15 protein-coding genes are annotated in these 21,925 nt (G+C 72.2%); 7 read left to right on the top strand and 8 right to left on the bottom strand.

All coding sequences use genetic code 11. The features are described 5' to 3' along the window. Positions 1 to 96: 96 nt before the first annotated feature. Complete coding sequence (locus ACIBEC_RS09135; protein WP_360504338.1) at positions 97 to 402, bottom strand: antibiotic biosynthesis monooxygenase; 306 nt, start codon at positions 400 to 402, stop codon at positions 97 to 99. Positions 403 to 591: 189 nt separating this feature from the next. On the opposite strand from ACIBEC_RS09135, the gene lepA reads away from it, so the two are divergent. Next, positions 592 to 2,460: a translation elongation factor 4 gene (lepA, locus tag ACIBEC_RS09130; RefSeq protein WP_360504336.1), complete on the top strand. Its 1,869-nt coding sequence runs from the start codon at positions 592 to 594 to the stop codon at positions 2,458 to 2,460. Positions 2,461 to 2,577: 117 nt separating this feature from the next. Here the strand turns inward: lepA and ACIBEC_RS09125 are convergent, their stop codons facing one another. From ACIBEC_RS09125 to ACIBEC_RS09110, 4 genes are all read right to left on the bottom strand, one after another. Next, positions 2,578 to 3,663 carry an FAD-dependent oxidoreductase gene (locus ACIBEC_RS09125; RefSeq protein WP_360504334.1) on the bottom strand — a complete coding sequence of 362 codons (1,086 nt, stop codon included), beginning with the start codon at positions 3,661 to 3,663 and terminating at the stop codon, positions 2,578 to 2,580. A 154-nt stretch (positions 3,664 to 3,817) separates the two neighbouring features. Further along, positions 3,818 to 4,729, bottom strand: coding sequence for an RNA polymerase sigma factor SigJ (sigJ, locus tag ACIBEC_RS09120; RefSeq protein ID WP_360504332.1), 912 nt, complete (start codon positions 4,727 to 4,729; stop codon positions 3,818 to 3,820). Between the two features lie 187 nt (positions 4,730 to 4,916). Continuing rightward, the gene (locus tag ACIBEC_RS09115) at positions 4,917 to 6,815 is read right to left on the bottom strand and encodes an ABC transporter ATP-binding protein (RefSeq protein ID WP_360504348.1); all 1,899 of its coding nucleotides are present in this window, start codon (positions 6,813 to 6,815) and stop codon (positions 4,917 to 4,919) included. 218 nt (positions 6,816 to 7,033) lie between these two features. Beyond that, entirely contained in the window at positions 7,034 to 8,767 is a 1,734-nt protein-coding gene (locus tag ACIBEC_RS09110) for an ABC transporter ATP-binding protein (protein WP_360504330.1), read from the bottom strand. 357 nt (positions 8,768 to 9,124) lie between these two features. Here ACIBEC_RS09110 and ACIBEC_RS09105 point away from each other — a divergent pair, with 357 nt between their 5' ends. Together ACIBEC_RS09105 and hemW are read left to right on the top strand one after the other, a co-directional pair. After that, on the top strand, positions 9,125 to 11,047 hold the full coding sequence (locus tag ACIBEC_RS09105; RefSeq protein ID WP_360504328.1) for an AMP-dependent synthetase/ligase: 1,923 nt from the start codon (positions 9,125 to 9,127) through the stop codon (positions 11,045 to 11,047). A gap of 79 nt (positions 11,048 to 11,126) precedes the next feature. Continuing rightward, complete coding sequence (hemW, locus tag ACIBEC_RS09100; protein ID WP_360504326.1) at positions 11,127 to 12,356, top strand: radical SAM family heme chaperone HemW; 1,230 nt, start codon at positions 11,127 to 11,129, stop codon at positions 12,354 to 12,356. A gap of 190 nt (positions 12,357 to 12,546) precedes the next feature. Here hemW and ACIBEC_RS09095 read toward each other — a convergent pair whose 3' ends face one another. The 3 genes from ACIBEC_RS09095 to htpX all read right to left on the bottom strand — a co-directional run bounded on the left by ACIBEC_RS09095 (position 12,547) and on the right by htpX (position 14,987). Beyond that, the gene (locus ACIBEC_RS09095; RefSeq protein WP_360504324.1) at positions 12,547 to 13,374 is read right to left on the bottom strand and encodes a DUF3097 domain-containing protein; all 828 of its coding nucleotides are present in this window, start codon (positions 13,372 to 13,374) and stop codon (positions 12,547 to 12,549) included. Between the two features lie 31 nt (positions 13,375 to 13,405). After that, positions 13,406 to 13,990, bottom strand: coding sequence for a hypothetical protein (locus tag ACIBEC_RS09090; protein ID WP_360504322.1), 585 nt, complete (start codon positions 13,988 to 13,990; stop codon positions 13,406 to 13,408). 76 nt (positions 13,991 to 14,066) lie between these two features. Next, on the bottom strand, positions 14,067 to 14,987 hold the full coding sequence (gene htpX / locus ACIBEC_RS09085) for a zinc metalloprotease HtpX (protein WP_360504320.1): 921 nt from the start codon (positions 14,985 to 14,987) through the stop codon (positions 14,067 to 14,069). 323 nt (positions 14,988 to 15,310) lie between these two features. Between htpX and hrcA the strand changes: the two genes are divergently transcribed. The 4 genes from hrcA to ACIBEC_RS09065 all read left to right on the top strand — a co-directional run bounded on the left by hrcA (position 15,311) and on the right by ACIBEC_RS09065 (position 21,855). After that, positions 15,311 to 16,345 carry a heat-inducible transcriptional repressor HrcA gene (gene hrcA, locus ACIBEC_RS09080; protein ID WP_360504318.1) on the top strand — a complete coding sequence of 345 codons (1,035 nt, stop codon included), beginning with the start codon at positions 15,311 to 15,313 and terminating at the stop codon, positions 16,343 to 16,345. 77 nt (positions 16,346 to 16,422) lie between these two features. Next, positions 16,423 to 17,562 carry a molecular chaperone DnaJ gene (dnaJ, locus tag ACIBEC_RS09075; protein ID WP_360504316.1) on the top strand — a complete coding sequence of 380 codons (1,140 nt, stop codon included), beginning with the start codon at positions 16,423 to 16,425 and terminating at the stop codon, positions 17,560 to 17,562. A 125-nt stretch (positions 17,563 to 17,687) separates the two neighbouring features. After that, the gene (locus ACIBEC_RS09070) at positions 17,688 to 18,437 is read left to right on the top strand and encodes a 16S rRNA (uracil(1498)-N(3))-methyltransferase (protein WP_360504314.1); all 750 of its coding nucleotides are present in this window, start codon (positions 17,688 to 17,690) and stop codon (positions 18,435 to 18,437) included. Positions 18,438 to 18,579: 142 nt separating this feature from the next. Next, the gene (locus ACIBEC_RS09065; RefSeq protein WP_360504312.1) at positions 18,580 to 21,855 is read left to right on the top strand and encodes a S41 family peptidase; all 3,276 of its coding nucleotides are present in this window, start codon (positions 18,580 to 18,582) and stop codon (positions 21,853 to 21,855) included. Positions 21,856 to 21,925 lie beyond the last annotated feature (70 nt).

The following is a 21,925-nucleotide window of genomic DNA, read 5'->3' as shown; positions in this document are numbered from 1 at the left end:
TGCAGATGTCGCAATCCACACCGAGCCAGAAGGCCCTCACTCATTTCAAGATCACCCGCCTGTGAACCCCGTCACCAACCTCTGTGGTCAGTACAGCTAGGCGTCGAGCAGGGGCTCGCCGTAGTGCTCGACTTCCGGGAACGGGCGGTAGAAGTGGTGCAGCAGGGCGCGCCAGCGCTGGTACTCGGGGGAGGTGCGGAAGCCCTCGGTGTGGTCGGCGAGGGTCTCCCACTCGACCTGGAGGAGGAAGCGCGAGCCGCGGCCCTCGTCGAGGCAGCGGCGTAGTTGCAGGGAGCGGAAGCCGCGCTGGACGGCGATCAGCGGGCGGGCCTCGGCGAAGGCGGCGAGGAATTCTTCCTCCCGGCCGGGCAGGACGTCGAGCAGGGCGCTTTCGAGGATCACGGGAGGCCATCCTGCCGCCCGGGGACGGGTGGCGGAAGGGTCGGGCGGTGCCCGAACGGCAGCACGGCCCGCGCTCGTGGGAGGATGGGAGGAACTATTTCGATCGGACGAGACTGTCCGGTCCCCGGGAAACCGGTCAGCGATGACCCGGACACCCCCGGCCCCGGACCAACGGAGAATCGGACCAAGGTGCCCGCGACCCCCAGCAATGTGCCAGAGCCCAGCCGTACCGACCCGGCGCTGATCCGCAACTTCTGCATCATCGCCCACATCGACCACGGCAAGTCGACGCTCGCAGACCGGATGCTGCAGATCACCGGTGTCGTCGACCCCCGGCAGATGCGCGCCCAGTACCTCGACCGCATGGACATCGAGCGTGAGCGCGGCATCACCATCAAGTCGCAGGCGGTCCGCCTCCCGTGGGCGCCGACGACCGGGCCGAACGCCGGGGCGACGCACATCCTCAACATGATCGACACCCCCGGCCACGTGGACTTCACGTACGAGGTGTCCCGTTCCCTCGCCGCGTGCGAGGGCACGATCCTGGTGGTCGACGCGGCCCAGGGCATCGAGGCGCAGACCCTCGCCAACCTGTACCTGGCGCTGGAGAACGACCTCACGATCGTCCCGGTGCTCAACAAGATCGACCTGCCGGCCGCCCAGCCGGAGAAGTACGCGGCGGAGATCGCGCACATCATCGGCTGCGACCCCTCGGACGTGCTGCAGGTCAGCGCCAAGACCGGTCTCGGCGTCGAAGGCCTGCTGGACCACATCGTCGACACCATCCCGGCCCCGGTCGGCGTCAAGGACGCCCCGGCCCGCGCGATGATCTTCGACTCGGTCTACGACTCCTACCGCGGCGTGGTCACCTACGTCCGGGTGGTCGACGGCCAGCTCACCAAGCGTGAGCGGATCGCGATGATGTCCACCGGCGCGACGCACGAACTGCTGGAGATCGGCGTCATCTCGCCCGAGCCGAAGGTCGCCGACGGCCTCGGCGTCGGCGAGGTGGGCTACATCATCACCGGTGTGAAGGACGTCCGGCAGTCCAAGGTCGGTGACACCATCACCTCGATGCACAAGGGTGCGACCGAGGCGCTGGGCGGCTACAAGGACCCGCGCCCGATGGTGTTCTCCGGCCTCTACCCGCTGGACGGCTCGGACTACCCGCTGCTGCGCGACGCCCTGGACAAGCTGCGGCTCAACGATGCCGCGCTGGTCTACGAGCCGGAGACCTCGGTCGCGCTCGGCTTCGGCTACCGCTGCGGCTTCCTCGGCCTGCTGCACCTGGAGATCATCCGGGAGCGCCTGGAGCGCGAGTTCAACCTCGACCTGATCTCCACCGCCCCCAACGTGATCTACCGGGTGATCATGGAGGACGGCACCGAGCACACCGTCACCAACCCGAGCGAGTTCCCGACCGGCAAGCTCGCCGAGGTCTACGAGCCGATCGTGCGCGGCACCATCCTGGCGCCGAACGAGTTCGTCGGCGCGATCATGGAGCTCTGCCAGGCCCGCCGCGGCAACCTCCAGGGCATGGACTACCTCTCCGAGGACCGCGTCGAGCTGCGCTACACCCTGCCGCTCGCCGAGATCGTCTTCGACTTCTTCGACCAGCTGAAGTCCAAGACCCGCGGCTACGGCTCCTTCGACTACGAGCCGATCGGCGAGCAGAGCGCCCAGCTGGTGAAGGTCGACATCCTGCTGCACGGCGACGCGGTGGACGCCTTCTCCGCGATCGTCCACAAGGACAAGGCCTACGGCTACGGCGTGATGATGGCGGGCAAGCTGCAGAAGCTGATCCCCCGCCAGCAGTTCGAGGTCCCGATCCAGGCCGCGATCGGCTCCCGGGTGATCGCCCGTGAGACGGTCCGCGCGATCCGCAAGGACGTCCTCGCCAAGTGCTACGGCGGTGACATCTCGCGTAAGCGCAAGCTGCTGGAGAAGCAGAAGGAAGGCAAGAAGCGGATGAAGATGGTCGGCCGCGTGGAGGTCCCGCAGGAGGCCTTCATCGCCGCGCTGTCCACCGACGCCGAGGCGCCGAAGGACAAGAAGTAACCGAGGCGAGCCGAAGGGCCCGGGCATCCCGCCCGGGCCCTTTTGCGTTCCCGGAGGCCGTCGAGGCCGTCGAGGCCGTCGAGGCCGTCAAGGCCGCCTCGGCGGCGACCCGGGCGGCTACTTCAGCGCGCTGAAGACGGCGGAGACGATCCCGGCCTTGGCCAGCCGCCCCGCGGTGCCGGTGAACACGGTGGGCTTCATCGAGTCGTCCGCGTGGACCAGCTGGAGCAGCCCGTCCCGCCGGCCGAGGCTCACGCACTGCACGAGGTACCGGAACGAGAACGGCTTCTCCGTGTGCCCGCCGAGCAGCTTGCCGACGTACTGGCCCTGCGGCAGGGCGGTGGCGCAGCCCATCCGCAGGGTGCCGACGCCGGGGACGGTGACGGCGGCGGCGTCGCCGACCACGTGGACGTCGGGGTGCGAGACGGACCGCAGGTGGTCGTCCACCAGGGCCCGGCCGCGCTCGTCCACGGCCAGCCCGGCCTCGGCGGCCAGCGGGTGCGGCTCCAGCGAGGCGGCCCAGAGGGTGAGGTCGGCGTCGATCGGGCCGGCGGTGGTGCGCAGCCCGTCCGGGGTGACCTCGGTGACGGCGGCGTCCTCGTGGACGGCGACGCCGAGCCGGTCGAGCACGCGCCGGACGTGGGCGCGGCCCTTGGGCGAGTAGATGCCGCCGACCCGGCCGGCCGCGATGATCCGCACCCGCCAGCCGGGGTGGGCTTCGGCGAGTTCGGTGGCCAGTTCGATGCCGGTGGCGCCGCCGCCGACCACGGCAAGGGTGCCGGGCCGGGCGGCCTCGCGGATCAGGCGCCGGACCTCGGCGGCGCGCTCGACGGGGTGGGCGTTTTCGACGGCGCCGGGGACGCCGTGCCAGGCGGTGCGGCTGCCGAGGGCGTAGACCAGGGTGTCGTAGGCGAGGGTGGTGCCGTCGTCCAGCAGGACCTTGTGTCCGGTGAGGTCGAGTTCGACGGCGCGGGCCCGGTGGTGCCGGATCGTGCGGCCGCGGGCCAGGTCGGTGATGGCCGGCCAGTCGCGGCCGCGGCCGGCCGCCGCTTCGTGCTGGCGGATGCGGTGCAGGAGTCGCTCCTCGGGGGCGACCAGGGTGACGGTGTGGTGCCGTCCGGCGCCCTTGGCCGCGGTGAGTCCGGCGTATCCGGCGCCCAGGACGACGATCCGCTTCCCGGGGGTGGTGGTGCTGCTGCTCATCTCGTCCGCCTCCATTCGGTGCGCCCTCGTGGAGCGCTGCTCGGGAAGGGGACGACGCGGCCGGTCGGGATGTGACCGTGACCCGCATCACATCGCCGCGGGGTCTGGGGCGGCGCCCGGGGTGGGGCGCGGGGCGGGGGTGTCGTGGGGTCGGTCAGGGGGCGGTGACCGGGCTGATCCGGCTGAGCTTCTCGGGGTTGACGACGACGTGCGCCTCGGTGATCCGCCCGTCGGCGACGGTGAAGGCGAGTACGCCGCCGACGGCGCCGGTGGCCCGGTCGTACCAGACCAGCCCGGGTTCGCCGTTGACCATCGCGTGGGCGGTCCCGATGTCGGGGGTGAACCACTTGGCGATCAGGCCGGTCACCAGGCGGGACACCCGGTCGGCGCCGCGGACGGGGCGGGCGGCGGCGCGGACGATGCCGCCGCCGTCGGCGTGCCAGACCACGTCCGGGTCGAGGACCTCCATCAGGGCGAGGATGTCCCCGCGGGTGGTGGCGGCGACGAAGGCCTCGACGGCCTGGCGGTGCTCGGCCGGGGCGGCGCCGCCGGGGCGCCGGGCGCTGTCCTTGACCCGGCGGCGGCCCCGGGAGGCGAGTTGGCGGGCGGCGTCGGGGGAGCGGTCCAGGGAGGCGCCGATTTCCTCGAAGCCGACCGCGAAGACGTCGTGCAGGACGAAGGCGGCCCGTTCGGCCGGGGTGAGCTGTTCCAGGACGGCGAGCAGGGCGAGCGAGACGGACTCGCCGCGCTCGGCGAGTTCGTCGGGGGAGTCGGGGCCGTCGGCGTAGGAGACGGCCGGCTCGGGCAGCCACTCGCCGTAGTAGGCCTCGCGGCGGGCCCGGGCGGAGCCCAGCTGGTCGTAGCAGAGCCGGGTGACGACGGTGGTCAGGAAGGCGCGCGGATCGGCGACGGTGGCGCGGTCGGCGGCCTGCCAGCGCAGCCAGGCGTCCTGCAGGACATCCTCGGCGTCGGTGAAGGAGCCGAGCAGCCGGTAGGCGACGGAGCCGAGGTAGCGGCGGTTCGCCTCGAAGGCGTCCGGGGCGGCCGGGAGCTGGTCGTCGATCACGCGCCCAAGGTAGCGCCCGGCGCCACCCATGGCGACGACCGGGTGCGCGACGGGCGGGGACGGCGAAGAGCGGGACGCAAAGGTGGTCACCCGCGACGAGCATGCACACGAGGGCACGCACGCGAAGGGCATGCACGCGAAGGGCCGGGGCGGAAGGTCCCGCCCCGGCCCGTCATGTGGCGTTGCGTCAGTCGACCTCGGCCACGGCCTCCGCGAACTGCGCCTGGTAGAGCCGGGCGTAGGCGCCGTCGGCGGCGATCAGTTCGTCATGCGAGCCCTGTTCCACGATCGAGCCGTTCTCCATCACCAGGATCACGTCGGCGTCCCGGATGGTGGAGAGCCGGTGGGCGATGACGAAGCTGGTGCGGCCGGTGCGCAGCCGGGCCATGGCCCGCTGGATGAGCACCTCGGTGCGGGTGTCGACGGAGCTGGTGGCCTCGTCGAGGACCAGGATGGACGGCTGGGCGAGGAAGGCCCGGGCGATGGTGATCAGCTGCTTCTCGCCGGTGCTGACGTTGGTGCCCTCGTCGTCGATGACGGTGTCGTAGCCGTCCGGCAGGGTGCGGACGAAGCGGTCGACGTGGGCGGCCTTGGCGGCCTCGACGACCTGTTCGTGGGTGGCGCCCCGGGCGCCGTAGGCGATGTTGTCGGCGATGGTGCCGCCGAACAGCCAGGTGTCCTGGAGGACCATGCCGATGCCGGAGCGCAGGTCCTCGCGGGACATCGCGGAGATGTCGACCCCGTCGAGGGTGATCCGTCCGGAGCTGACCTCGTAGAAGCGCATCAGCAGGTTGACGAGGGTGGTCTTGCCGGCGCCGGTGGGGCCGACGATGGCGACCGTGTGGCCGGGTTCGACCTTGAGCGAGAGGTCCTCGATGAGCGGCTTGTCGGGTTCGTAGCGGAAGGAGACGTCCTGGAAGGCGACCCGGCCGTGCAGGGCGTCCGGCTTCTCGGGCATGGCGGGTTCGGCGCTCTGCTCGGGGGCGTCGAGCAGTTCGAAGACGCGCTCGGCGGAGGCGACACCGGACTGCACCAGGTTGGCCATGCTGGCGACCTGGGTGAGCGGCTGGCTGAACTGCCGGGAGTACTGGATGAACGCCTGCACGTCGCCGATGGACAGCGCGCCGCTGGCCACCCGCAGGCCGCCGACGACGGCGACCAGCACGTACTGCAGGTTGCCGATCAGCATCATCGCGGGCTGGATGATCCCGGAGATGAACTGGGCCTTGTAACTGGCCTCGTAGAGTGCTTCGTTGTGCTTGCGGAAGGTCTCCGCGGACTCGCGCTGGCGGCCGAAGACCTTGACCAGGGTGTGGCCGGTGTACATCTCCTCGATGTGGGCGTTGAGCTGGCCGGTGGACTTCCACTGCTGGACGAACTGCGGCTGCGCCCGCTTGCCGACCTTGGTGGCGACGACCACCGAGACCGGCACCGAGACCAGGGCGATCAGGGCGAGCAGCGGGGAGATCCAGAACATCATGGCCAGCACGCCGACCACGGTGAGCAGCGAGTTGACGACCTGTCCCATGGTCTGCTGCATGGACTGGCCGATGTTGTCGATGTCGTTGGTGACCCGGCTGAGCACTTCGCCGCGCGGCTGCTTGTCGAAGTAGCTGAGCGGCAGTCGGGACAGCTTGGACTCGACGTCCTGGCGCAGCCGGTAGCTGGCGAGCTGGATGGCCTTGGTGGCCAGTCGGCCCTGGAAGATGCCGAGGACGGCGGAGGCGACGTAGATGCCGAGCACCCAGAGCAGGACGGAGCCGATGGCGTCGAAGTCCATGCCCTGGCCGGGGGTGAAGTCGACGGCGGAGAGCAGGTCGGCGACGCCCTTGTCGCCGTGGGCGCGCAGGCCGTCGATGACCTGGGCCTTGGAGCTGCCGGGTGCGAAGCGGGCGCCGACGACGCCGGCGAAGATCAGGTCGGTGGCGTTGCCGAGGATCTTGGGGCCGATGACGGCGCACCCGATGCCGAGGACGCCGAGGAGCAGGACGCCGATGAGGATGTTGCGTTCGGGGCGCAGCAGGCCGAGGACGCGTTTGCCGGAGCCCTTGAAGTCCATGGACTTCTCGGAGCCCTGGCCGCCCATGAAGCGGCCGGGTCCGGCGGGGCCGCGGCGGGCGGCGGCGGCCTGGGAGTCGCTGGGCAGTTCGGCGTCGGTCTTCGTCAGGTCGGCCTGCGCGCTCTCGGCTTTCGTCAGGTCGGCTTTCGTCAAGTCGGCCGTCGTCAAGTCGGCCGTCGTCGGGCCGGCCGTCGTCGGGTCGGCCTTTCCGGTGTCCTGCTCCGCCGTGGGGTTTCCGGGGGTGGTCACGCCGCCTCCTGCTCGGTGAGCTGGGAGAGCACGATCTCCCGGTACGTCGGGTTGTCGGCCATCAGTTCGTGGTGGGTGCCGGTGCCGACGACGGCGCCCTCGTCGAGGACGATGATCCGGTCGGCGTCGCGGATGGTGGACACGCGCTGGGCGACGATCAGGACGGTGGCGTCGGAGGTCTCGTCGGCGAGGGCCTTGCGCAGTCTGGCGTCGGTGGCGTAGTCGAGCGCGGAGAAGGAGTCGTCGAAGAGGTAGACGGAGGGTTTGCGGACCAGGGCGCGGGCGATGGCGAGGCGTTGGCGTTGGCCGCCGGAGACGTTGCTGCCGCCCTGGGCGATGGGGGCGTCGAGGCCTTCGGGGAGCTTTTCGACGAACTCCTTGGCCTGGGCGATCTTCAGGGCGTGCCAGAGTTCCTCGTCGGTGGCGTCGGGCCGGCCGTAGCGGAGGTTGCTGGCGACGGTGCCGCTGAACAGGTAGGGCTTCTGGGGGACGATGCCGATGTTGTCGGCGATCGTGTCGGCGGCGAGTTCGCGGACGTCGACGCCGTCGAGCAGGACCCGGCCGGAGGTGGCGTCGAAGAGCCGGGGGACGAGGCCGAGCAGGGTGGACTTGCCGCTGCCGGTGGAGCCGATGATGGCGGTGGTCTCGCCGGGGCGGGCGGTGAGGTTGATGCCGCGCAGTACGGAGGCCTCGGCGCCGGGGTAGCGGAAGTCGACGTCGCGCAGTTCGAGGTTGCCGCGGCGGAGGACCTCGGTGACGGGCGCGGCGGGCGGGACGACGCTGGAGTCGGTGCTGAGGACGTCCTGGACGCGTTCGGCGCAGACCTCGGCGCGGGGCACCATCATGAACATGAAGGTGGCCATCATGACGCTCATCAGGATCTGCAGCAGGTAGGAGAGGAAGGCGGTGAGCGCGCCGATCTGCATGGAGTGGCTGTCGATGCGGTGGGCGCCGAACCAGAGCACGGCGACGCTGGAGACGTTCACGACGAGCATGACGGCGGGGAACATGACGGCCATCAGCCGGCCGACGCGGCGGGCGACGTCGGTGAGGTCCTCGTTGGCGTCGGCGAAGCGGGCCTGCTCCTGGGTGTCCTTGACGAAGGCGCGGATGACCCGGATGCCGGTGATCTGTTCGCGCAGGACCCGGTTCACGGTGTCGATCCGCTCCTGCATGCTGCGGAACTGCGGGCGCAGTGCGCGGACCAGCAGGACGACGACGACGGCGAGGGCGGGGATGACGGCGAGCAGCAGGCCGGACAACGGGACGTCCTGGTTGAGCGCCATGATGATGCCGCCGACGCACATGATGGGTGCGGCGACCATGAGCGTGAAGCTCATCAGGGCGAGCATCTGGATCTGCTGGACGTCGTTGGTGGTGCGGGTGATCAGGGAGGGCGCGCCGAACTGGCCGACCTCGCGGGCGGAGAAGCTCTGCACCCGGTCGAAGACGGCGGCGCGGACGTCGCGGCCGAAGGCCATGGCGACGCGGGCGCCGATGAGGACGGCGCCGATCGAGCAGATCGCCTGGACGAGGGTGACGCCGATCATGACCCCGCCGAGGCGCAGGATGTACCCGGTGTCGCCCTTGACCACGCCGTCGTCGATGATGTCGGCGTTGAGCGTCGGCAGGTAGAGCGCCGCGAGGGTGGACACCAGCTGGAGGGCTACCAGCAGGGTGATCGGTCGGGAGTAGGGGCGCAGGTACGCCCTCAGCAGTCTGATCAGCACTAGCACACTCTTGTCGTCGCCGGTCGGGTTCGCACCCCAATTCTCGTTCTTCTGTGCGGTCGTACAGGCCATTCGGCGTGTGGGAACCGGGGGTTTGCCGGGCTTTTACCGAACGGTCCGGCAGTTCGCTCGTTGGTCACCTTGCCGGGTGCGTCCGTCGGTGTGGCGTGGTCACCGGCGGTGCGGGGGGTGTGCCGACCGGCTCCGCCCCCTTACGGAATGACCGGTTTCCCCCTAGGCTGCTGATTGCCCCCTTGTTACTGACCGGTACCGTTCAGGTGAACCGGGGGCCCGGCGACCGCCCCCACGGCCGCCGCGACAATCCCTCAGACGGCCACCCGCCCCCGGAGGTCCTCGTTGAGTTCCGCGCAGTCCCTGATCGACTCCGGCCGGCCCGACCTCGTCGCCGGGCGTCCCGCCTCCGTCGCCCATTTGTTCCTGGAGCGGGTCGCCGCGACTCCGAACGGTGAGGCCTACCGCTACCCCGCCCCGGTCGACGAGCACGCCGCGGACGGCGCGCCCGGCGCGGAGCAGTGGCGCTCGCTGACCTGGGCGCAGACCGCGACCCGGGTCAAGGCGGTGGCGGCCGGCCTGATGGCGCTCGGCATCCAGCCGGAGGACCGGGTCGCCCTGGCGTCCTCCACCCGGATCGAGTGGATCATCACCGACCTCGGCGCCATGTGCGCGGGCGCGGCGATCACGACCGTCTACCCGAGCACCAACGCGGACGAGACCGTCTTCATCCTCTCCAACTCGGGCTCCCGGGCGCTGTTCGCGGAGAACGCCGCCCAGCTGGCCAAGGCCGCTGCGCAGCTCGAGCAGCTGCCCGAGCTGCGCACCGTCATTCTGTTCGACGCCCCCGACGAGGCTCCCGAGGCGGCCGGCCTCGAGGTGCTCACCCTCGCCGAGCTGGAGCAGCGCGGCGCCGAGTACCTGGAGCAGCACCCGGACGCGGTGGAGAAGGCCGTCGACGGGCTCGACAAGGAGCAGCTGGCCACCCTGATCTACACCTCGGGCACCACCGGCCGCCCCAAGGGCGTGCGCCTGGTGCACGACTGCTGGGCGTACGAGGGCCGGGCGCAGGAGGCCAGTGGGCTGCTGCGCTCCGACGACGTGCAGTTCATGTGGCTGCCGCTGTCCCACGTGTTCGGCAAGACGCTGATCTCCGGGCAGATCGCCACCGGCCACGTGATGGCGGTGGACGGCCGGGTGGACCGGATCATCCACAACCTGCCGGTGATCCGGCCGACCATCATGGCGTCCGCGCCGCGCATCTTCGAGAAGGTCTACAACGGCATCGCGGGCAAGGCCCGGGCCGAGGGCGGCGCCAAGTACAAGATCTTCCTGTGGGCGGCGAAGGTCGCCCGCGAGCACGCCCGGGCCGTCCAGGAGAGCCGCGTCGCCACCGGCACCGGCACCGCCCCGCTGGCCCTGCGGGTGCAGCACGCGCTGGCTGACAAGCTGGTGTACGCCAAGATCCGGGCCGCGTTCGGCGGGCGGCTGCGCGGCGCGGTCTCCGGCAGCGCCGCACTCGCTCCGGAGATCGGCTACTTCTTCCTCGGTGCCGGCGTGCCGATCCTGGAGGGCTACGGCCTCAGCGAGACCAGCGCCGGCTCCTGCGTCAACCGCGAGGAGGACGTGCGGATCGGCACCGTGGGCCGCCCGCTGCCCGGCACCGAGGTGCGGATCGCCGAGGACGGCGAGATCCTGCTGCGCGGCCCGGGCATCATGCGCGGCTACCACAACCTGCCGGAGAAGACCGCCGAGGTGCTGGAAGCGGACGGCTGGTTCCACACCGAGGACATCGGCGAACTCAGCCCCGACGGCTTCCTGCGGATCACCGACCGCAAGAAGGACCTGTTCAAGACCTCCGGCGGCAAGTACGTGGCGCCCAGCGAGGTCGAGGGCAAGTTCAAGGCGGTCTGCCCGTTCGTCAGCAACATCCTGGTGATCGGCAACGGCCGTAACTTCTGCACCGCGCTGATCGGCCTGGACGAGGCCGTCCTCATGCCGTGGGCCGCCGAGCACGGCCTCGCCGGCAAGTCCTACGCCGAGCTGGCCGTCGAGCCGGCCGTCCACGAGCTGATCGAGGGCTTCGTGAAGCGGCTCAACACGGGGCTGCAGCGCTGGCAGACGATCAAGAAGTTCCACCTGCTGCCGCGCGACCTCGACGTGGAGCACGGCGAGCTCACCCCGAGCCTGAAGATCAAGCGCCCCGTGGTCGAGAAGACCTACGCGGACGCGGTCGCCGCGATGTACACGGGCGCCAACGAGGCCTGACCCGGCCCGTCCGCACCCCGTCCCACCCCGTCCCGTACGGTCCGCGCAGGCTTCGCGGACCGTACGGGACAATGGGGGCATGCCCTCCGCACTCCCCGACGGCGAGCCGGTGCCGTCCGACGGTTCCCTGCCCGCCCACGCCCTCGACGGGCTCGGCAGCCGCCCGTTCGGTTTCTACCTGCACGTGCCGTACTGCGCCAGCCGCTGCGGCTACTGCGACTTCAACACCTACACCGCCACCGAGCTGCGCTCCTCCGGGGCCGTCGCCTCCCAGGAGACGTACGCCGACAACGTGGTCGCCGAGATCCGGCTCGCCCGGAAGGTGCTGGGCGACACCGACCTGCCGGTGCGCACCGTCTTCCTCGGCGGCGGCACCCCCACCCTGCTGCCCGCCGGCGACCTGGTGAAGATGCTCGCCGCCGTCCGCGAGGAGTTCGGGCTCGCCGACGGCGCCGAGGTCACCACCGAAGCCAACCCGGAATCCGTCGACCCGGCGTACCTGGCCGAGCTGCGCGAGGGCGGCTACAACCGGATCTCCTTCGGCATGCAGAGCGCCCGCCCGCACGTCCTCCGGCTGCTCGACCGCCACCACACCCCGGGCCGCCCCGAAGCCTGCGTCGCCGAAGCCCGCGCGGCCGGGTTCGAACACGTCAACCTCGACCTGATCTACGGCACCCCGGGCGAGTCCGACGACGACTGGCGGGCCTCCCTGGACGCCGCCATCGGCGCCGGGCCCGACCACGTCTCCGCGTACTCCCTGATCGTCGAGGAGGGCACCCGGCTCGCCGCCCGGGTCAAGCGCGGCGAACTGCCGATGATCGACGACGACGTGCACGCCGACCGCTACCTCATCGCCGAGGAGGCACTGGGCGCCGCCGGGTACCGGTGGTACGAGGTCTCCAACTGGGCCACCACCCCCGAGGGCCGCTGCCGCCACAACGAGCTCTACTGGACCGGCGCCGACTGGTGGGGCGCCGGCCCCGGCGCCCACAGCCACATCGGCGGCGTCCGCTGGTGGAACGCCAAACACCCCGCCGCCTACGCCCAGGCCCTCACCGAGGGCCGCACCCCGGGCCTGGGCCGCGAGGTCCTGGCGGAGGAGGACCGCCGCGTCGAGCGCATCCTCCTGGAACTGCGCCTGGTCGAGGGCGTCTCCCTCGATCTGCTGACCGGCACCGGCCGCGAGGCCGCCGCCCGGCACCTCGCCGACGGCCTCCTCGCCCCCGAGCCCTACGCGGCAGGCCGCGCCGTCCTCACCCTCCAGGGCAGGCTCCTGGCGGACGCGGTCGTGCGTGACCTGGTGGACTGACATTCGTTGACGTGGGTGTCAGCCGTCGGAGGGAGCGTGCGTGCCGCTGACCGAGCTGGGTCAGGATTCCGGGTCCGGACTCCCGAGGTACATGTCGGAGCGGACCAGCAAGTTCGGCGAGCCCGTCCCCATCGACCAGCTCGGCATCAGCTTGGACACCACGGACTTTCAGAAGTACCTCTGACCGGCCTCAGTCCGGCAGGGTCACGAAGTCGATCAGCTCCTCGACCCGGCCCAGGAGTTCGGGTTCCAGGTCCTTGTAGGTGTCGACCTTGGACAGGATGTGCTTCCAGGCGGCCGGGGTGTCCGTCGGCCAGCCGAGGCGGCGGCAGGTGCCTTCCTTCCAGTCCTCGCCGCGGGGGACGGCGGGCCAGGCGGGGATGCCGACGGCGGCGGGCTTCACGGCCTGCCAGATGTCGATGTAGGGGTGGCCGACGACGAGGACGCGGTCGCCGGTGACCCGGGCGGCGATGCGGTGCTCCTTGGTGCCGGGGAGCAGGTGGTCGACCAGGACGCCGAGGCGGCGGCCGGGGCCGGGGGCGAAGTCGGCGACGATCGCGGGCAGGTCGTCGATGCCCCGCAGGTACTCGACGACGACGCCCTCGATGCGCAGGTCGTCACCCCAGACCCGCTCGACCAGTTCGGCGTCGTGCCGGCCCTCGACGTAGATCCGCGACTCGCGGGCGACCCGGGCGCGGGCGCCGGGGACGGCGATCGAGCCGGAGGCGGTGCGGTGAGGCGTTCGCGGCGCCGCCGGGCCGACCGGGCGGACCAGGGTGACGGCCTTGCCCTCCAGCAGGAAGCCGCGCGGGACCAACGGGAACACCCGGTGCTTGCCGAAGCGGTCCTCCAGGGTGACGGTGAACCCCTCGGCGGTCTTCTCGCACCGCACCACCGCCCCGCAGAAGCCGGTCGCCGCCTCCTCGACCACCAGGTCCCGCTCGGCGGGCACCTCCGGGGCGGGGGCCTGCTTCTTCCACGGCGGGGTCAGGTCGGGACCGTACTGGCGGCTGCGCATACGGGTGATCATAGGGATGGCGGACGGGCCGTCAGAGACCCGGCGCGCCCCAGACCGGGAACCAGCGACTGAGGTCCTTCTCCAGCCGCAGGTCGTTCCCCAGCATCGCGTTGACCTGCAGCTCCAGCGGGCTGTTGCGCTTCTCCCCGCCGCCGGGCATCGGGGCGAAGGGGTAGAAGGTGCCGCGTTTGTAGAGGTAGACCAGGGCCAGGGACTGCCCCTGCGGATTGCGGAAGCCGACCAGGGAGCAGAGCAGCTGCGGCCCGAAGCCGTTCGCCTCCAGTTCGCTGTTGACCGCGTGCAGGTCGTTCACCAGCTCCGGCAGTTCCTCGGGCTGGTGCCGGGCGAGCAGCCAGGAGTAGCCGTAGTCGTCCTTGGAGGCCTCCACCGGGACGCCGCCGCGCTCGGTGTCGGCGTCCAGCAGCGCCCGTACCTGTTGTTCGACCTGGACGAAGGCCGCGCCTTCGACGGCCGCGAAGCAGACCGAGCCGAGCCCGGTGGGGGTGAACGCGGCGCCGGCCTCCAGGGTGAGTGCGGCGGACGGCACGCCGAACAGCTGGTCCAGGTCGGGCTTGACGGGCTTGGTGCGGCCGAACAGGGCGTCCAGGATTCCCACGGCGGTCCTTTCGTCAGCGGAGGTCGGCGGAGGTCGGCGGAGGGTCTGCAGGGGTCGGCGGAGGGTCGGCGGGGGTTCAGTGGCCGAGCTGCTCGGAGATCTTCGCCAGCTGCTCCAGCCGCTTCTCCAGCGTCGGGTGCGTGGAGAGCAGCTGGGAGGCGGTCTCCCGGGCGTTCAGCGCGGGGGCGAAGTAGAAGGCGTTGTAGGGCTGCGCCTGGCGCAGGTCCTTGCTGGGGATGGCCGCGATCTGCCCGGTGACCTTGGTGAGGGCCGAGGCGAGGGCGCTGGGCCGGCCGGTGAGCTGGGCGGCGGCACGGTCGGCGGCCAGTTCGCGGTAGCGGGAGAGCAGCCGGGTGAGCAGGAAGCTGATCGCGTAGACGACCATCGAGACCAGCGGGATGATCAGCGCGACGATGGCCGCGTTCTGGTCGTTGTTGTTGCGGCCGCCGCCCATGAATCCGCCGTACACGGCGATGCGGGTCATCGCGCCGGCGAGAACGCCGAGGAAGCCGGCGATGGTCATCACGGCGACGTCCCGGTGGGCGACGTGGGACAGCTCGTGGGCGAGGACGCCTTCCAGTTCCTCGGGCTCCAGGCGTCGCAGCAGGCCGGTGGTGACGCAGACGACCGCGTTCTGCGGGTTGCGGCCGGTGGCGAAGGCGTTGGGCATGTCGTTGTCGGCGACCGCCACGCGGGGTTTGGGCATGTCGGCCAGGGCGCAGAGCCGGTCGATCGTGCCGTGCAGTTGGGGGAACTCCTCCGGGGACACCGGGCGGGCGCCCATGGCCCGTTCGGTGATCTTGTCGCTGAACCAGAACTGGGCCACGAACAGCCCGCCGGAGATCAGGACGATCAGCGGCCAGGCGCCGCGCAGCAGCGCGATCAGCAGGCCGGTGAAACCGACGTACAGCAGCCCGATCACGAACATCGTCGCGACCATGCGGCCGGTCAGGCCGCGGTCGGGTGCGAAACGGGTGTGCTGGCCCGAGCTCGACATCGCTTGCTCCTCCATTCGCCGTCGCCTTCGATGCTGCCACCCGGACGGCCTCGTGGCACCACTCGCGCGCCGGGAACCCGTGACGGGAACCCGTGAACGGTGGCCGCCCCGCGGGCCGTACCTGGAACTGCGGGAAGGATCACGCCGGTCCGGCCGTTCCTGCGGCAGGACCCGGGCCTTACACTGGCAGGTACGGTTCTGGCACTCGTGTGTTCAGAGTGCCAAGGTGCCGAGGCCGGACCTTCCGGGAAGGGCCGGCAGCAGCACCCGGGGACACCCAGGGACACAGACGGACAACGAGCGAAGACGGAGGTGCGTGCCCCATGGCCGGTGAGGTCCGCCAGCTGGACGACCGCAAGCTCGCCGTGCTCCGCGCGATCGTGCAGGACTACGTGGGCACCGAGGAGCCCGTCGGGTCCAAGGCCCTGGTGGAGCGGCACAACCTCGGGGTCTCGCCGGCGACCGTCCGCAACGACATGGCGGCGCTGGAGGAGGAGGGGTACATCCACCAGCCGCATACCAGCGCCGGCCGCATCCCGACCGACAAGGGGTACCGCCTCTTCGTCGACAAGCTCGCCGAGGTCAAGCCGATGAGCGCCCCCGAGCGCCGGGCGATCCGGCACTTCCTGGACGGCGCGGTCGACCTGGACGACGTGGTCGCGCGCACCGTGCGGCTGCTCGCCCAGCTGACCCGGCAGGTCGCGGTGGTGCAGTACCCGTCGCTGACGCGGTCCACCGTGCGGCACATCGAGCTGGTGGCACTGGCCCCGGCGAAGGTGATGCTGGTGCTGATCACCAACACCGGCCGGGTCGAGCAGCGGATGGTCGACTGCCCGGGCACGGTCGGCGAGACGGTCCTGGCGGACCTGCGGGCCGCGCTCAACACCAGAGCCGCCGGCCGCCGCCTCCCGGAGGTCCCGGGGCTGCTGGAGGAACTGCCGGCGATGTTCGAGCAGGCCGACCGGCCGACCGTCAGCACGGTCCTGGCGACCCTGTTCGAGACGCTCGCGGAACAGAACGAGGAGCGGATCATGCTGGCCGGCACGGCCAACCTGACCCGCTTCGGCCACGACTTCCCGCTCACCATCCAGCCGGTGCTGGAGGCCCTGGAGGAGCAGGTCATCCTGCTCCGCCTCCTGGGTGAGACCAACGACGCCGCGATGACGGTCCGGATCGGGCGGGAGAACGCCTACGAAGGGCTGATTTCCACCTCGGTCGTGTCGGTCGGTTACGGTTCGGGCGACGAGAGCGTGGCCAAACTGGGTGTGATCGGCCCGACCCGGATGGACTACCCGGGCACAATGGGGGCGGTGCGCGCGGTGGCGCGGTACGTGGGTCAGATCCTGGCCGAGTCGTAGCAAAGACCGCGCGTCCTGGAGATGACGCGCGGTAACCAGTCGCAGCACTACTACAGGCGGAACAAGCGGAGCATTTGGTGGCCACGGACTACTACGCGGTACTCGGCGTCCGACGGGATGCGGGGCAGGACGAGATCAAGAAGGCGTTCCGGCGCCTGGCACGCGAACTGCACCCGGACGTCAACCCGGACCCGAAGACGCAGGAGCGGTTCAAGGAGATCAACGCCGCCTACGAGGTGCTCTCCGATCCGCAGAAGCGCCAGGTCTACGACCTCGGCGGTGACCCGCTGTCGCCGGGCGGCGGTGGCGCGGGCGGTTTCGGCGCCGGCGCGGCGGGCTTCGGCTTCTCCGACATCATGGACGCCTTCTTCGGCGCCGCGGCCGGCCAGCGTGGCCCGCGCTCGCGCACCCGCCGCGGCCAGGACGCCATGATCCGGCTGGAGATCACCCTGGAGGAGGCCGCTTTCGGCACCACCAAGGAGCTCCAGGTCGACACCGCCGTCACCTGCACCACGTGCAGCGGCGAGGGCGCGGCCCCCGGCACCTCCGCCCAGACCTGCGACATGTGTCGCGGCAAGGGCGAGGTCTCCCAGGTCACCAGGTCCTTCCTGGGCCAGGTCATGACCTCCCGTCCCTGCCCGCAGTGCCAGGGCTTCGGCACCGTCGTGCCGACCCCGTGCCCGGAGTGCGCCGGCGACGGCCGGGTCCGCGCCCGTCGCACCCTGACCGTCAAGATCCCGGCCGGTGTCGACAACGGCACCCGGATCCAGCTGGCCGGCGAGGGCGAGGTCGGCCCCGGCGGCGGCCCGGCCGGCGACCTGTACGTCGAGATCGCCGAGACCACCCACACCATCTTCCAGCGGCGCGGCGACGACCTGCACTGCACCGTCACCATCCCGATGACGGCGGCCTCGCTCGGCACCCGGGTGCCGCTGCAGACCCTGGACGGCCTGGAGGAGGTCGACATCAGGCCCGGCACCCAGTCCGGCCAGTCGATCCCGCTGCACGGCCGGGGCATCACCCACCTGCGCGGGGGCGGCCGGGGCGACCTGATAGTGCATGTCGAGGTGAAGACGCCCAGCAAGCTCGACGCCGAGCAGGAGGACCTGCTGCGCCGCCTCGCGGTGCTGCGCGGCGAGGAGCAGCCGTCCGGCCAGTTCGCGCCGGGCCAGCAGGGCCTGTTCTCCCGGCTGAAGGACGCCTTCAACGGCCGGTAGCCGTCCGCGCAGGGGTGCCGGGGGCCCACCCCGGCACCTCTTTCGCGTGTCCCCCCTCAGGCCGTAGGCCGCACCCGGGCCTCAGGCCTCAGCCCGCAGGCCGCACCCCGGAAAGGTTCCCCCGCATGACCGCACCCGTCTTCGTCGTCGAGACCGAGCGGATCGCCGCCGCCGCGCCTGGCACCGTCGTGCGCCTGGACGGCCCGGAGGGGCGGCACGCGGCCGCGGTGAAGCGGCTGGAGCCGGGCGAGGCGGTGACCCTGGCCGACGGGCAGGGGCTCGGCGTGGACGGGACGGTCGCCGAGGTGCTCGGCAAGGACGCGATCGACGTGGCGGTCGCCGCCGTGCGCCGCGAGCCGGAGCCCGCGCCGCGGATCGTCGTCGTCCAGGCGCTGCCCAAGGGCGACCGCGGCGAGCTGGCCGTGGAGACCATGACCGAGGTCGGCGTGGACGTGGTCATCCCGTGGGCGGCCTCGCGCTGCATCACCCAGTGGAAGGGCGAGCGCGGCGCCAAGGCGCTCGCCAAGTGGCGGGCCACCGCCCGCGAGGCGGGCAAGCAGTCCCGCCGGCTGCGCTTCCCCGAGGTCCGCGACCCGATGACCACCAGGCAGCTGGCGCCCGTCCTCGCGCGGGCCGCGTTCGCCGCCGTGCTGCACGAGGAGGGCGCCGAGCCGCTGGCGCATGCCGCGCTGCCCGAGGCCGGTGACCTCGTGCTGGTGGTCGGCCCGGAGGGCGGGGTGTCTGCGGAGGAGCTGGCCGCGTTCGCCGAGGCGGGCGCGAAGCCGTACCGGCTGGGCCCCTCGGTGCTGCGCACCTCCACCGCCGGGGTGGCCGCCGGCGCGCTGCTGCTGGGACGCACCGGCCGCTGGGCGTAGCCCGGACCGGGCCGTGGCCCGTGCACCGGGGCCGCGGCCAGTACTACGGCCGCGCGGCGCGGTCCAGCGGGCTCACCCGAGGGGCCCGACTCTTGCCGGAAAGCCCGGCGGCTCGTACGCGTACGTGCCTACGCTGGACCGCGTGACGGACTCCCTGAGCACCTCCGCGGGCGCCTATCTGCGCCACCCCCACCTGCACGGCGACCTGATCACCTTCGTCGCCGAGAACGACCTCTGGCTCGCCCCGCTGGACGGCGGCCGGGCCTGGCGGCTGACGGCCGACCACCGGCCGGTCCACGACCCCCGGTTCTCCCCGGACGGGCGGCACATCGCCTTCACCTCCACCCGGGACGGCGCCCCCGAGGTGCACGTGGTGCCGGTGGACGGCGGCCCGTCCCGCCGGCTCACCCACTGGGGCAGCGGCCAGACCCGGGTGCAGGGCTGGACGGCCGACGGCCGCCCGATCGCCACCACCACCGCCGGCCAGGCCACCCTGCGCCGCACCTGGGCGCACGCCGTGCCGCTGGACGGCGGCGAGCCCGCGCGGCTGCCGTACGGGCCGATCGGCGGCATCGCCTTCGAGCCCGGCGGGGACCGGGTGCTGCTGGCCAGTGCCGCGATCCGCGAACCGGCCTGGTGGAAGCGCTACCGGGGCGGCCGGGCCGGCAAGCTGTGGCTGGGCCGGGACGAATTCGTCCGCGTCCACGAGGGGTTGGACGGCCAGCTGTCCTCGCCGTTGTGGGTGGCCGGCCCTGCGGGCGGGCCGGGCGGGCAGGACGGGCAGGGCGGCCGGATCGCCTTCCTGTCCGACCACGAGGGCGTCGGCGAGCTGTGGTCCAGCCTCCCGGACGGGTCCGACCTGCGCCGCCACAGCGTCGGCGCGGACGGCTTCTACGCCCGCAACGCCGCCACCGACGGCACCCGGGTGGTGTTCCACCGGGCCGGTGACGTCTGGCTGCTGGACGACCTGGCCGGCGCCGAGCCGCGCCGCCTGGACATCCGGCTGGCCGGCCCGCGCAGCGGCCGCCGCCCCCGCCCGGTGCACGCCGCGCACTGGCTGGAGGCGGTCGCCCCCGACCGCACCGGCCGGGCCAGCGCCGTCGTGGTGCGCGGCAGCGTGCACTGGCTGACCCACCGCGAGGGCCCGGCCCGGGTGCTGGACGAGACGCCGGGCGTGCGCGGGCGCCTGGTCCGGGTGGTGCCGGGCGAGGACGGCGTCCAGGGCGTGCTGTGGGTGTCCGACGCCGAGGGCGAGGACGCCCTGGAGTTCGCGCCGGCCGTGCACGGCACCGAGCGCCGCCGGCTGGCCGCCGGGCAGCTCGGCCGGGTCAACGCGCTGGCCGTCTCCCCGGACGGCAAGCAAGCCGCGCTCGGCGTGCACGACGGCCGGGTGCTGCTGGTGACGCTCGCCGACGGCACCGTGCACGAGCTGGACCGCAGCACCGACGGCGAGGTCGGCGGGTTGGTCTTCAGCCCGGACTCGGCCTGGCTGGCCTGGTCGCGGCCGGTGCCGGGGCTGGGCCCGTGGTCGCTGCGCCAGATCGTGCTGGCCAACCTGGCCACCCGCACCGTGAGCGAGGCCACCCAGCAGCGCTTCATCGACACCTCGCCGGCCTTCACCGCGGACGGCCGCTACCTGGCGTTCCTGTCGGTGCGCAACTTCGACCCGGTCTACGACTCGCACGTCTTCGACCTGTCCTTCCCCAACGGCTGCCGCCCGTACCTGATCACGCTGGCCGCCGACACGCCGTCCCCGTTCGGGCCGCAGCGGGCCGGGCGCCCGCTCGGCGGGGAGGAGGACGAGCCGCGGGCCAAGAAGACGGACGGCGAGGACGGCGGCGCCGACACCGCGCCGGTGACCAGGGTGGACCTGGACGGCATCGCCGACCGGATCGTCCCGTTCCCGGTCGAGGGCGGCCTGTTCGGCACCCTGCGGGCCGCCAAGGACGGCGTGCTGTGGACCAGGGCCCCGCTGCTCGGCGAACTCGGCGACGAGGCGGCCTCGTTGGAGGATGACCGGCCCCGGCCGGTGCTGGAGCGCTTCGACCTGAAGAAGCGCCGGGTCGAGCAACTGGTGCACGACGTCGACGGCTTCGCGGTCAGTGGGGACGGCAGCCGGGTCGCCGTGCTGGACGAGGGCGAGCTGCGCATCGTCCCCGCCGACCACAAGGCGGCCGGCGAGGACGACGAGACCGCCGTGGACCTCGCCCGGCTGCGGGTCACCGTCGACCCGGCCGCCGAGTGGCGGCAGATGTTCGCCGAGAACGGCCGGCTGATGCGGGACAACTTCTGGCGCCCCGACCTCGCCGGCGTGGACTGGGCCGGCGTCCTGGAGCGGTACCGGCCGCTGGTGGAGCGGGTCGGCTCGCACGACGACCTGGTCGACCTGCTCTGGGAGGTGCACGGCGAACTCGGCACCTCGCACGCCTACGTCCTCCCCTACGGCGCGCACACCGACGCCGCCCGGCGCCAGGGCCTGCTCGGCGCGGACCTCGTCAAGGAGGGCGGGCAGTGGCGGATCGCCCGGATCCTGCCCGGCGAGTCCTCCGACCCGAGGGCCCGCTCGCCGCTGGCCGCGCCCGGCGCCGCGATCCGCCCGGGCGACGCGATCCTCGCGGTCAACGGCCGCCCGGTGGACCCGGTCACCGGCCCGGCCCCGCTGCTGGCCGGCACCGCCGGGCAGCCGGTCGAGCTGACCGTGGCCGGCAAGGACGGCACCGACCAGCGCCACCCGGTGGTCGTCCCGCTCGCCGACGACGAGGCGCTGCGCTACCACGACTGGGTGGCCGGGCGGCGGGCCGCCGTGCGCGAACTGTCCGGCGGCCGGCTCGGATACCTGCACGTCCCCGACATGCAGACCACCGGCTGGGCCCAGATCCACCGCGACCTGCGCTCGGAGATGGCCAAGGAAGGCGTGATCGTCGACATCCGGGAGAACCGGGGCGGCCACACCTCGCAGCTGGTGATCGAGAAGCTCGCCCGCCGCATCGTCGGCTGGAACGTCAGCCGGGACACCGACAGCCCGGTGCCGTATCCCGGCGACGCCCCGCGCGGACCGATCGTCGCGCTCGCCGACCAGGACTCCGGCTCGGACGGCGACATCGTCAACGCCGCCATCCAGGCGCTGGGGATCGGCCCGGTCGTCGGCACCCGCACCTGGGGCGGGGTGATCGGCATCGACAGCCGCTACCGGCTGGTCGACGGCACCCTGGTCACCCAGCCCAAGTACGCGTTCTGGCTGGAGAACTACGGCTGGGGCGTGGAGAACCACGGCGTCGACCCGGACGTCGAGGTGCCGATCGCCCCGCACCACTGGGCGGCCGGCGAGGACCCGCAGCTCGCCGAGGGCGTCCGGCTCGCCCTGGCCGCACTCGCCGACACCCCGGCCCGCACGGCGCCGCCGATGCCCTGGCAGTAGCGGCGCCGCCTGGGTGCGCCCCCGAAAAAAAGAAGCCGAAGGGGCACGCCGGAGGCAAGCGGGCGGGTCG

This window comes from Kitasatospora sp. NPDC051164 (assembly GCF_044455625.1).
Lineage (GTDB): Bacteria > Actinomycetota > Actinomycetes > Streptomycetales > Streptomycetaceae > Kitasatospora.
This window is presented reverse-complemented; position numbering and strand designations above follow the sequence as displayed.

Excerpts from the sequence above, each read along its gene's own strand:
- ACIBEC_RS09115 (WP_360504348.1), bottom strand. The coding sequence starts at position 6,815 with ATGGGCGGCCAGGGCTCCGAGAAGTCCATGGACTTCAAGGGCTCCGGC.
- hrcA (WP_360504318.1), top strand. The coding sequence starts at position 15,311 with ATGGCCGGTGAGGTCCGCCAGCTGGACGACCGCAAGCTCGCCGTGCTC.
- ACIBEC_RS09070 (WP_360504314.1), top strand. The coding sequence starts at position 17,688 with ATGACCGCACCCGTCTTCGTCGTCGAGACCGAGCGGATCGCCGCCGCC.
- htpX (WP_360504320.1), bottom strand. The coding sequence starts at position 14,987 with ATGTCGAGCTCGGGCCAGCACACCCGTTTCGCACCCGACCGCGGCCTG.
- hemW (WP_360504326.1), top strand. The coding sequence starts at position 11,127 with ATGCCCTCCGCACTCCCCGACGGCGAGCCGGTGCCGTCCGACGGTTCC.
- ACIBEC_RS09095 (WP_360504324.1), bottom strand. The coding sequence starts at position 13,374 with ATGCGCAGCCGCCAGTACGGTCCCGACCTGACCCCGCCGTGGAAGAAG.
- ACIBEC_RS09125 (WP_360504334.1), bottom strand. The coding sequence starts at position 3,663 with ATGAGCAGCAGCACCACCACCCCCGGGAAGCGGATCGTCGTCCTGGGC.